The following is an 11826-nucleotide window of genomic DNA, read 5'->3' as shown; positions in this document are numbered from 1 at the left end:
GGGCAGGGCCGCCCCCCCGGCTGGCGGGAACAGGCCCGGGCGGCTCTCGATACGGCACAGGCCGATATTGCCGCCTCGGCCAGTATTCATGTCGTCACGCATGCACGCCAGCCAACAGGCGACCTGATCCAGCGCATTACGCCGGGCATTGCCCTCCTTGCCGAGCAGGACAGGCCCTGAACCTGTGGGTTATACCTGCATGCCCATGCCATTGAGAACCCGGTGCATGTCAAACTCCAGCATGAGCGACCACGACTGATCCGCCACCCCCAGCCGGAGTGGATGCAGGATACGGACAATGCCTGCTGCATCCCTGTAGTTATGCGACTGCCCCTGCGTGATAGCCTGCCGCGCGTTCAGCGGCAGGTCTGTCGCCTCATGGCCAATGAGAGCTGCATCAGGGTGGGTGGCATACACCCCCGCATGGGACAGCAGCATCAGGCTACCGCTACCGAACGGTTTACGGTCAGCCAATCCGGCCTGTAGTTCATCGAGCAGAAAATCTGCCCCCAGCACGCCAACGAAACGTCCGTCCCACACGAGGGGAAGCACCAGCGATGTCACTTTTACAATCCGCCCGCCTATGGGGTAATCGTAAGGTTCCAGCATAACGCTTGTGCCTGCGCGGCGCGGCATATCGTAATAGGCGTTCTGGCCGGGAATATCGTATCCCAGCAACGGTTCAAGAATGATCCGCCCGCCCTCGCGGTGCCAGTAGGAAATATAGCGCCCCGTTGCATCCGTGCCGGGCGTATTGGCGTGTTCGGCATCGCGCCCGTCAAACGCATCAGGCTCCATGCCGCAGAAAATACCCAGAAGGCTTGGGTTGTTTTCTAAAAACTCCGTCATCACCGCATCAAAAACGGTGCGTGACAGGGGGGAACTGGTTCGCCGCAACCCGCTGAGCGTATGGCGCAGCGCATCCAGCAGGGTAGCAATACGCTGGAACCACGCCTCGATCCGCGCGGCTTCAAGCCCAGCCAGACTGACAGCGGCCTGCATGAGCGCGCCAGCCTCCTCGCGCTCCACATCGTGCACGGCTTCGGTAATTTCACGTTTAACACTGGGCAGTATGCGATTGATATCCGCCGTGGCACTGGCCGTACGTTCGGCCAGTGTACGGACTTCCGTTGCCACGACCGAAAAGCCCCGCCCGCTTTCTCCCGCCCGTGTGGCTTCGATAGTCGCATTGAACGACAGCAGCTTGGTATGCTTGGCCACCTGATTGATCACATCCGCCATGGACGCGATTTCCTCAAACCGCCGCTCCAGCCCGGTTACCATGGATTTTACGCGCTGTATGGTGCTCGCACCCCGCTCCGTATTGCCGGACGACACACCGCGAGCACCGCTCCGTATCATGGTTTCGCCCAAAACAGTTTCTCCTTAATCCGCGGCAGCACCCGTGCGTGTCTGCTGCCTGCCCGCCTGCCGAACCGGTATCCCCGGCAGGCTATCGCGGATTATTTCGAAACGAAAGCGGAATAATAACCCCCCCGCCGGTATTCCGATGGAAACAGCACCCTATGAAGCACAAGCAATTAAACGGTTCTGCCAACCGGATGGCCAATCACCCGCCCCCATGCGGAGCTAGTCTTCGCGGGGCAGGCGCAGGGACTGGTAGCGGATGACCTGCTCCTCGTAATCCAACTCCTGCTGGAGCTTCCATTCCGTCTGGTCGTTGATTTCACGCCGGGTCACCATCTGGTGCATGACCTGCCGCTCCATGCGGAGCACCTGCAGGCGCAACGCCAGATCAAGCCGGGCATGCCGCACGGCACTCCGCCGGTCTTCCACGCCGATACGCGGGGTGGCATCTTCTTCATCCAGCCGACATTCGTAAAGCTGGATCAGCCTGTCAGAAACCTCGCGCCGCAGCTGGCAGTCTTCCTCCGACAGGCCGGGGGAAGCGGGCGTATCCTGCGCCGCTGCCGCATCCGCCTTAGCGGGCAGTGTGGGAGAGGCAGGTCGTGCCGGAGGCCCTTCTACTGGCTGGGCAACTGCCTGTACCGGCTGGGCAGGTACAACCGCCCCGACCGGCGCGGGAGAAGGCGGGGCAGCAGCCGCGGGAGCCTCCACCACGGCGGCATCATGCACCTTACGCAGCACGCCCAGTGCCGCGCGGATAAGCTTCTGGCGGGCGAGGTTTTCTTCCTGCGCATTCTTGTCCACCAGTTCCGGCGGGATAAACCGCAGGCAGAAAGGAATCCCCACGCCAGCGCAGAGCAGCGAGAGAATGATAACCCCTGCTGCTATCACCACCACACTTTCACGCCCGGGGAATTCCGGCGTACCATCCAGCCCCATGGGCAAAGACAGCACCGCCGCCAACGTAACGGCACCACGCACGCCAGCGAGGGTCAGCAGCATATTGGCTGCAAACCCCGTGCGCTCATACGGCATGTGATTAAGCCGCGCCCCCGCCCAGCGCCCGGCCTCGCACAGCAAAAGCCCGAACAGCCGCATGACCACCATGGCGCCGTATACTTCAACAACCAGCACGCCATACTGCCAGAAGGCCGCATTATGCGCCTGCGCCAGATCGCGCGCACTCATGACAAGTGAGGGCAGTTGCAGGCCAAGGAACAGGAAGATCAGCGCATTGAAGACATAGCTGACAATGTTCCACACCGTGTTGGCCTGCAGGCGGGTCATGGTCGCGGCTTCTTCCACCGAGCCGGACAGCTTGAGAATCATGCACCCTGCCACCGCCGCCAGAATGCCCGAACAGCCCGCTGCCTCGGCCGCCGCATACATGGCAAAAGGCAGCAGCAGCACAAGCACGATCTGGGAGCGGGCCTCATCCAGCTTGCGGCGGATCAGCTCATGGTTGATGCGCGAGGCCACCCACGCAACCAACGCGCCAATAAACAGCCCCCCGAAAGCTACCAGAATGAACGTGCCAAAAGCCTGCCTGTAGGAAAATTCGCCCGTCATGGCATCCGCCATGGCAAAGCGGAAACACACCAGCCCCGAGGCATCGTTAAACAGGGCTTCGCCCGAGAGTAGTTGCAAAAGCCGCCCGGGCACCCGGCGGCCCTGCAAAAGGCTGGACACCGCCACCGTATCGGTAGGCGATAGGGCGGCTGCAAGGGTAAAACACACGGGCAGACTGAATACCGGCAGTATCCAGTGAATAATGTACCCGCACACGATCGTGTTCATGATAACCAGCCCAAAGGCCAGAAACAGAATGGCCCGCCGCATTTCCCTGAATTCACGCAGCGGCATGCGAAACGCATCTGCAAACAGGAGCGGGGGCAGGAACACGAACATGAACAGTTCGGGCCGGATACCGATATGCAGCCCGCATAGCGCCGCCCCGACCCCCAGCACGATCAGGATGATGGGCTGGGGAACCTTCTGGCGGCACGCAGTCGCCACAAGACTGCTGAACGCGGCAAGCCACAACAGCAAAAGAACGGTCTGGACAGTCAGCATAACAGCTTGTGCTTGGCCGTATCCGCCGGTGGATGCAAGAGCCACGCGCCCCGAATCAGGCAGTGCCGTCAGGTGCCCAGCACATGGCAGGACAAAACCCCGTGTAGCCAGTCGGCAAAAACACGCAACCGCGCGGATAGGTGCCTGCGGTGCGGGTAAAGCAGGGCCATGGGCATGGGGGCTGCGCGCCAGTGGGGCAGCACCTCCACCAACTCACCCGCCGCCAGATGCGCCCGCACATCGTATAACGGCACCTGTATAAGCCCGAGCCCGGCCAGACAGCAGGCGATCTGGGCTTCAGAGCAGTCCACCGTTACGCGGCCCGGCAATTCGGCCAGTTGTATGCCGCCTGCATCCACCCATTCCCACGGCTCAACCCGCCCGAGTGTGACAGAGGCATAAAGCACCGCCTCATGCCCTTCCGCCGCGAGGGTCTGAGGATGCTGCGGCACACCGTGGCGGGCCAGATAGGCAGGGCTTGCCACATTCACCAGTGTCAGTTCCCCCATGGGCCGCGCCACCAGAGCGGATGACCGCAGGGCCCCAACCCGCAGCACAGTCCACCCCATCCCCCGTCAGGTTGATGGGTCTGTCCGTCATGCCAAGCGTGATCTGCATGGCTGGGTGTGCGGCCAGAAAATCCGGCAAAGCCGGGGCCACCACCAGCCGCCCCAGACGGGCAGGCAGGTTGACGCGCAACATGCCACGCACACCCGCGGCCCCCGGCCGAAACAGGGATTCGGCCTCCTCCATATCCATGACCAGACGCTGCGCATGGGCATAAAACGCCTCACCATCGGGGGTGGGGGTTACGCTGCGTGTTGTGCGAGTTAAAAGCCGCGCCCCCAGTCGCTCCTCCAGCTCACGTATGGCGGCGGAAACGCTGGAGCGCGGCATATCGAGCATGCGGGCCGCCCGAGTAAAGCTGGCCATATCCACCACACAGGTAAACACCCGCAACAGATCTACACGGTCCATACCCGCCCTGCCCTATTGTTCGTTATTTCTGACATATCATGTCAGAACACGCTTATTTATCAGATTTTTCTGACTGATATGGTGAAAGGGAACGGAACTCAACAGGACAGACAACAATGGTGAACCATTCCCTGCACGGCAAAACGGTTCTGATAGCCGGTGGCGCCAAAAACCTTGGCCGACTTGTAGCGCGCGACCTGTCAGCCCATGAGGCTGCGCGCATTGTCATCCATTATCATAATGCAGCAGATGCTCAGGCCGCACAGGACACCGTGCGCGAGATCGAACAAACCGGTGCGCGCGGCTTTGCCCTTCAGGCCGACCTGACCCAGCCCGGCGCAGTTGCCACCCTGTTTACGGAGGCAACGCCCGCGCCGGAGCCCCCGACATTGCCATCAACACTGTGGTAAAGTTCTAAAAAAGCCTATACTCGACACAACGGATGAGGAATACGAGGCCATGTTTGCGGTTAATACCCGCGTAGCCTTTCAGTTTATCCGCGAGGCCGGGCGACACCTGAACGATAATGGCAAGCTGCTGACACTCGTTACCTCGCTGCTGGGTGCCTATACGCCGTTCTATGCCACCTATGCGGGGGCCAAGGCTGCCGTGGAACATTTTACCCGCGCGGCGTCGAAGGAGTTTGGCGCACGGGGCATTTCGGTCAACGCCATCGGCCCCGGCCCAATGGACACACCATTCTTTTACGGACAGGAAGCCCCCGAGGCCGTGGCTTACCACAAGACTGCCGCCGCCCTTTCGGCCTTCAGCCCCAGTGGCCTGACCGAAATCGAGGATATTGCCCCCTATATCCGCTTTATCGTGTCCGAAGGCTGGTGGATGACCGGCCAGACCATTCTGCTCAATGGCGGCTACACCACCAAATAGCCTCTCCCAAACTGCGACAATATTGCAACAGGCACGCAACTCCCGCATGGAGCGCGTGCCTGACATGCGTTTTAGCGCAAAAAATAATTGTTATGTTATATTGTAACATATATCCCTGTGCAGGAACTCACTCCAGCCAGGATCGCCTTACATCATGCTACGCCGCATTCCGCGCCTTCTGCTCTGCTCCTCCGTTCTGGCCGGGCTGCCCCTTACCAAAACCCATGCTCAGACACAGGCTCAGGACACCACGCCGGTTTCGCCCACGCCTCTGAAAGCCAGCACCACCACGGCTGCAAGCACACCCACCACGAAAACAGACACTCCGGCCCGCCAGAGCACGGTCCATATTGTCGGACGCACCCCGCACGAGGCCGAGCAGGTCATTGTTACCGCGCATCTGGACCAGCAGCGCATTGCCCTGTCCCCCTCGACAGGGGCGACTGTGCGCACATTCAGCCGCAAAGACCTTGAAACTATCCCCGGTGGCGATAACGCCCCGCTTAATCAGGTGCTTTTGCAGGCTCCCGGCGTAGCGCAGGACAGCTATGGCCAGATCCATGTCCGTGGCGACCATAACGAAGTGCAGTTCCGCTTGATGGCGTGCAGTTGCCCGAAGGACTGAGCGTGTTCGGTCAGGCACTCATGACCCGCTTTGCCGATCACATGTCTCTCACCACGGGGGCGCTGCCCAGCCAGTTCGGTTTCCTGCAGGCAGGGGTTGTGGATATTACCACCAAGAACGGCACCACCAATCCGGGCGGCAATGTCTCGGTTTACGGTGGCGCGCGGGATTACTTTTTCCCTTCCGCACAATACGGTTTTCATGAAGGAAAGTGGGATTTCTTTGCAACCGCGGATTTCGTGCATGACCGCACCGGTATTGAAAACACCGTGCCAAACTTCAATGCCCAGCATGATCTGAGCAACCAGTACCACTTCCTCGGCCACCTACGCTACACCGTGGATGAAGACACCCGCATCAGCCTGATTGCTGGTGTTTCCAATGCGGAATACCAGCTCCCCAATAATCCGGGCCAGCTTCCGGGACAGTGGAGTGGTAATTACACCCCGCCCTCCAACCTGCCTGACAGTGGCACGCTTAACGAACATCAAAAGCAGATAACGGATTTTGCCGTTCTGTCCCTGCAGAAAGAAATCGGGGCTTTCAGCCTTCAGGACTCCGTATTCACCCGTTACAGCAGCCTGCGCTACTCGCCCGACCCGGTGGGCGATCTAAACTATCTGGGCATAGCCCAGCGTGCAGCCCGCTCGGTTTTTTCCACCGGCACGCAGCATGATGTCACATGGCGCGCCGCACGGGATCACACAGTGCGCTTCGGGTTTCAGGTTTTTGTCGAACGCAACGTGTCCAAGACCTCATCCACAGTCTTCAACGAAATTGGTGAGGACAGCGGCGTTTACGATATGGCCAACCCGCGCACCATCCTTGATGGCAGCGGCAAAACCGGCATGATCTACGGCCTGTATGCACAGGACGAATGGCGTGTCCTGCATAACCTGACCATCAATTACGGCCTGCGTTTTGACGGGGTCAGCGAATATACATCAGAAAATCAGGTCAGCCCGCGTATCAACGTAGTCTGGAAACCCTGGAAAGGGGCAGCACTCCATGCTGGCTATTCGCGCTATTTCACCCCGCCTCCGTTTGAAGTTGTCAGCGGTGCGTCCATCGCCCGTTTCAGCAACACCAGTGCCGCTGCCGCCAGCACCGGCAACAATACGGTTAAAGCCGAGCGCGATCATTATTTCGATGCCGGGATCGAGCAGACCATCCTGCCGGGCCTAAGGGTATCGTTTGATGCCTATTACAAACTTGCTAAAAACATGATCGACGAAGGGCAGTTCGGTGCCCCCATTATCCTGAGCGGCTTCAACTACCGCAAAGGACAGGTGAACGGTTACGAAGTCGCCGTTTCCTACGACCATGGCCCACTCTCTCTTTATGGAAACTTCGCGTGGTCGCGCGCCATTGGCAAAGACATCACCAGCGCGCAGTTCAACTTCTCGCCTGCTGATCTGAGCTATATCCAGAACCACTGGGTACATCTCGATCACGACCAGCGCTGGACGGCCTCCGCCGGGGCGGCCTATGCGTTCTTCCACACCACGCGCTTTCCGCTGCGTCTGTCCGCAACGCTGGTTTATGGCTCCGGGCTGCGGAAAGATGATGAGGTTAACGCGGATCTGACCATCCCCAACGGTCTGGCTGTCTCTCCTTATGCCACAGTCAATTTTTCCGCCGTGCAGACCATTCGCAACACGTTTGGCAGCCGCTGGAAAGGCGATACGCAACTGCGTCTGGATGTGATCAATCTGGGCGATCACGCCTATCAGCTCCGCGATGGCAGCGGTATCGGGGTGGGCGCTCCCCAGTACGGTCTGCGCCGCACCATTCTGTGTGGTATTTCTCAGGGGTTCTGATTTTACCCTCTGTGCTGCCCATTCCGGCGGGCAGTACAGAGGCAAACCGTTTAGCCCTTCATCTTGCGCTTGCGTGAAGGGAAGACTTCAAAAAGACCACACGGCATCACAACTGAACCAGAACATGTTGTTGGTGCCATTATCCGCAAAATTGGAACCGGGCGTATCCGTGGGTGAAACACGGTTAAAAGGCCGTGTGCCATTCAGGGATTTATCCAGCCTGATCTCGGGGCGGATAACAAGGCTGCCTTTAGGCAGATGCACAAATTGCGGCCTGTAGGAAACACCTACCGTCAGTTCACCATAGGTAGTGCCCGGCCCCTGATCATACGGGTAGCTCTCCGCCCCCCGCAGGTAATTGATATACGACATGGTGGATGTATTCATGCCCACGACATTGCCGTTATTATCGCGAAAAATTTCACCACGGGCATTAAAGGTCAGCCATGGGTACAAGTCGTGCGCGAAATAGGTGGTGACACCATAGGCATCGTCACGCAGATAATCATCGTGGAAATAGGTAGCATTCAGGGTGACACTGGTCGTGTCGTTAATCCTATAGGTCGCGATAAAGTCTCCTATATATTCCATTTCGCGGTTGGCATCGGCCCCTATATCGGGGTTGTGCATGTTCTGCTGCGGGCCGACATAGGTCAGTGCGGTCATGTCCAGCTTGCCACCCGCCAAACCTTCGAACTGAAAGCCGAAATAGCCCTTAGGCCGGTTGTTATTGCCTGCATCGCCAAATGTAGTGGAATTACCGGCGTTAATCCCGATAATCCAGCTTGTATGCTCGTTCAGATGAATGGTGGCTGTAACCCCTACAACCTCAAACGGCACGATATAGTCTGAAGAATAATTGTAGCTATAAAAGGGTCTTTCCAGCGCATCCGTACCCTCATAGCCGAGCAGACCGTACATCTGCCCGATATTCAGGTCGATACCCCCTTTGGTCAGCCATGGCAAATGAGCATCAATATGGGCCTGTGTTGGTGCCCATTGATACAGGCCGGTCAGATTACCGTCTCCCATACCAATGGTGGGGGTGAAACGCGCATCGGAGCCGTACATCACTTCAAACAGAAACCCCAGACCATACCCGCCCCCCAGATCCGTCACGGGATGGGACAGAGTGCCCGTAATCTGGTTGAGGGTGCCTGTATTGGCGCGGTCCACATAATACTGTGCCCAGTTTCGTCCGGTCTGGGTCCACGGATTACCGTTCACACCTGCTTCCACCACCACATGACCTTCCAGATCATCAAACCAGCTATGGCTCTTCTGCGGCGCGAGCGAGACGGGAATCCGGGCGGCATCACGCTTTTCTCCCGCTGTTTCTTCTGTCACCAGCGGGCGACCATCGCTTTCGGAAAGGATTTTTTCCTGAGCCATGGCCTGAACGGCTGCGAACTGAAAGACAAGGCAGGTACTGATTGAAAAATAGCGCGAAACCATAAAGCGTTTTCTTTCTCATACCAGAAAAACGTCAAAGACCAGACAAGGCATCCACCCGCATTACGGCAGCGGGTGTGCAGCATTCAGTTTATTACGCTCTTCCAGAATAGCGGCCGGGGCCAAAGAGCCTTCCGCACGCGCTGCTGTGATTTCATTCGCACTAAACTTCGGTGCTGGCTGTGTCGCACCCAGCGATGCAATATAAGTCAGGACAGCAGCAATCACCTCATCCGACTGGGAACTGAACGACGGCATATAACCCGAATAGCTCTGCCCCCCAGCCTTGATCTCGCCCGAAAGCCCGTTGAGCAGCACATGGGCAAGGTAGCGCCGGCCTTGTGCTGTTGCGGCTATCTGATCAACCCGGCCTGCCAGTGCCGGAAACTGGCCCGGCACACCGTTTCCCCCGGCCTGATGACACAGGCTGCATGTCGCTCCGTAAAGGTCTCTCCCGTCATCAGCCATGGCCTGCCCGACCGGCAGCGCCAGAAACAGTGCGGCCGCCATGCCATAGCGCCTGATCATATCGTTCATGCTTTCCCTCTTTATCTTTTATCGCCGCTCATCCGCCCTTCTGGTGCGTATTGCGCGAAACCTTACCCGCATTAGCGCGTGCTGCGCCGTTATACATTTCTGACGTTTCACATAAGGGATTAAGGTCATCACGCCAATCTGCCGCCCGAAGAAGAAAAACTGCGCCAGACAACCACCATGATGATAGGCGATGCACGCGGCCTCAGCCGGTTTAGCGACCAGTCTTTCGACATGGTGGTGTGCAACTCCGTTATCGAGCCTGTTGGAAACTGGCTGGACATGCGCATAACGGACAATGAGGCAAAACGCGTTGGAAAACGTGGCTGGATTCAAACACCCGCTTTCGGTTTTCCTGTCGAGCAGCATTTTCTGCTCCCCATAATACACTGGCTGGCCGACCCTTTTCTGGTCTCGCTGATAAAGCTGTTCCGCCCCACTTTCAAAACCCTGTCGGTGGACAGGCAATACATGGGGCGGCCTATCACACCCGCCCGCTCACACGCGGGCCGTTCAGAGCCCTGCTGCCTGATACCGAAATTGTTTCAGAACGCCTCGTATTCCCCAAAAGCTACGTAGCCACATGGTAGCGGCGTCATGCGCCTGCTCATGTTTTGCGGATGCGCTGGCGTATATTCGCGCGGTTGCCTGCCAAACAACGCTCCACTCCGCACGCGGGACACACCTTCCCTGCGCGCGGGGTGCTGAACGCCACATCAGCAGGCTATAAGAAAACCCCTCCGGCCCGGCTCCCTGCCATGGCATGGAAGCACTGGATATAAAAACCGCCGGGCAGACCGGATAACGCGGAAACACAAGCATGACAGAAGAACCCGCAGACACAGAAAACCAGCCCCCCGGTCGGCGCAGCTTTCTGGGCCTTGTTACCACTGCGGGCGTTGCCACCGGCGCTGCGGCCTGCGCCATTCCCTTTGTGGAAAGTCTGCAACCACCCGACAGCATGGCGGCGCACCTGCCGGTCGATGTCGATATCTCCCACCTGGCTCCCGGACAGCAGATGACGGCAGCCTGGCAGGGCAAGCCCGTTTTTATTATCCACCGCACCCCCGAAGACCTGAGCAGACTACAGGATGCCGCCCTGATTGCCCTGCTGCGAGACCCGGAATCCGAAGCCCACCAGCAGCCAGACTACACCCGCAACTGGCACCGCTCTCTCGTGCCGGAATACGGGGTTTATGTCGGCATTTGCACGCATCTGGGCTGTGTGCCCACCTATGTAAAAGAAAGCACCAGCGGCCCGGCGGAAGGGCTTTACGGCTGCCCCTGCCACGGCTCGCGGTTTGATCTGGCCGGTCGTGTCTTCAAAGGGGTGCCAGCCCCTTACAACCTGCCAGTGCCCCCCTATGTCATTTCCGGCGCGTCCACGATCAGGCTGGGAGAAAACCCGGCAGGCAAAACCTTCGACTTCGGTAGTATTGTCCAGATCTAGACGCGCCCCCGCATTCACGACAAAAAGCCCGGATGGACTGGCACTGCTGATTGGGAAAAACCGGCCACGGAACGGAGCCGCCAGATAAGGCAGCCCCGTTTTCGTAATGCCGGTGATGGAATCCACCTCTCGACAGAATCACCCAAGAAAAATCAGCTTTTATGCGGTTTTTTCAGTCTGAATATTTCAGCCTCACTGAAATAGTAAATAACCCCATGTGGCATCCTGATACCAAAGCGATGAACTTCATGCGCAGGAAGAGACCTCTCTTCCTGCGGAATGTCGGTTTTTATATCTTCTATTTTACCGATGAAGTTCAGCTCATAGTTCCGTGGGTGACCTGTATTTACGCGAACCATATCACCCGGTAAAAATATGCCTGTGCTCTCTATGAGGAGAGCCACAGACTCTACTTAAAAAGCGTATCAGCCTATCGAATGGGAACATTATCTACCTCGTTTTTTGGTCCGACCAAGGACGTGTAAAAACGCTGATGCCTCCTGGCGTCAGGTGGTTGGTCGCAACGATAACGAAGTGAACGCTGCCCTGCTTATTCCCATCATGATAAACAGCCGTCACCGTTCACCACGATTGGCCGAAGCCGGGTGTTGTATTCGCAGGCCACCCGACAAAGGGGA

At 58.2% G+C, this 11826-nt stretch carries 8 protein-coding genes and 3 pseudogenes; 5 read left to right on the top strand and 6 right to left on the bottom strand.

Annotated elements, in window-relative coordinates; genetic code table 11:
* The coding region (locus tag JCM25143_RS18385; RefSeq protein WP_035370876.1) for a hypothetical protein at positions 1–180 on the top strand (180 nt) is incomplete at its 5' end.
* A 9-nt stretch (positions 181–189) separates the two neighbouring features.
* On the opposite strand, the gene JCM25143_RS09370 is transcribed toward JCM25143_RS18385, so the two are convergent.
* The 3 genes and pseudogenes from JCM25143_RS09370 to JCM25143_RS18380 all read right to left on the bottom strand — a co-directional run bounded on the left by JCM25143_RS09370 (position 190) and on the right by JCM25143_RS18380 (position 4419).
* On the bottom strand, positions 190–1374 hold the full coding sequence (locus tag JCM25143_RS09370; RefSeq protein WP_025860924.1) for a methyl-accepting chemotaxis protein: 1185 nt from the start codon (positions 1372–1374) through the stop codon (positions 190–192).
* 216 nt (positions 1375–1590) lie between these two features.
* Positions 1591–3441 carry a Na+/H+ antiporter gene (locus tag JCM25143_RS09365; RefSeq protein WP_025860923.1) on the bottom strand — a complete coding sequence of 617 codons (1851 nt, stop codon included), beginning with the start codon at positions 3439–3441 and terminating at the stop codon, positions 1591–1593.
* A gap of 68 nt (positions 3442–3509) precedes the next feature.
* Positions 3510–4419, bottom strand: a pseudogene (locus JCM25143_RS18380) (LysR family transcriptional regulator).
* A gap of 116 nt (positions 4420–4535) precedes the next feature.
* Between JCM25143_RS18380 and JCM25143_RS18375 the strand changes: the two are divergent.
* A pseudogene (locus tag JCM25143_RS18375) lies at positions 4536–5307 on the top strand (SDR family oxidoreductase).
* A gap of 154 nt (positions 5308–5461) precedes the next feature.
* Positions 5462–7752 (top strand): annotated as a pseudogene (locus JCM25143_RS18370) (TonB-dependent receptor).
* Positions 7753–7839: 87 nt separating this feature from the next.
* Here JCM25143_RS18370 and JCM25143_RS09345 read toward each other — a convergent pair.
* Both JCM25143_RS09345 and JCM25143_RS09340 read right to left on the bottom strand, forming a co-directional pair.
* On the bottom strand, positions 7840–9207 hold the full coding sequence (locus tag JCM25143_RS09345; RefSeq protein ID WP_025860921.1) for an outer membrane beta-barrel protein: 1368 nt from the start codon (positions 9205–9207) through the stop codon (positions 7840–7842).
* Positions 9208–9267: 60 nt separating this feature from the next.
* A complete protein-coding gene (locus tag JCM25143_RS09340) occupies positions 9268–9741 on the bottom strand; it encodes a c-type cytochrome (protein WP_408735033.1) in 474 nt (157 codons plus the stop codon).
* A 177-nt stretch (positions 9742–9918) separates the two neighbouring features.
* On the opposite strand from JCM25143_RS09340, the gene JCM25143_RS18365 reads away from it, so the two are divergent.
* Positions 9919–10317, top strand: coding sequence for a class I SAM-dependent methyltransferase (locus tag JCM25143_RS18365; protein WP_025860918.1), 399 nt, complete (start codon positions 9919–9921; stop codon positions 10315–10317).
* A gap of 241 nt (positions 10318–10558) precedes the next feature.
* The gene (petA, locus tag JCM25143_RS09330) at positions 10559–11188 is read left to right on the top strand and encodes a ubiquinol-cytochrome c reductase iron-sulfur subunit (RefSeq protein WP_025860916.1); all 630 of its coding nucleotides are present in this window, start codon (positions 10559–10561) and stop codon (positions 11186–11188) included.
* A 152-nt stretch (positions 11189–11340) separates the two neighbouring features.
* On the opposite strand, the gene JCM25143_RS22030 is transcribed toward petA, so the two are convergent.
* Positions 11341–11547, bottom strand: coding sequence for a hypothetical protein (locus JCM25143_RS22030; RefSeq protein ID WP_159101627.1), 207 nt, complete (start codon positions 11545–11547; stop codon positions 11341–11343).
* Between the last annotated feature and the right edge of the window lie 279 nt (positions 11548–11826).

Origin of the sequence: Acetobacter papayae JCM 25143, assembly GCF_000613285.1 — a bacterium.
Classification (GTDB): Bacteria; Pseudomonadota; Alphaproteobacteria; order Acetobacterales; family Acetobacteraceae; genus Acetobacter; species Acetobacter papayae.
Note: the sequence above shows the minus strand (reverse complement) of the source record. Positions and strands in the feature narration are given on the sequence as shown.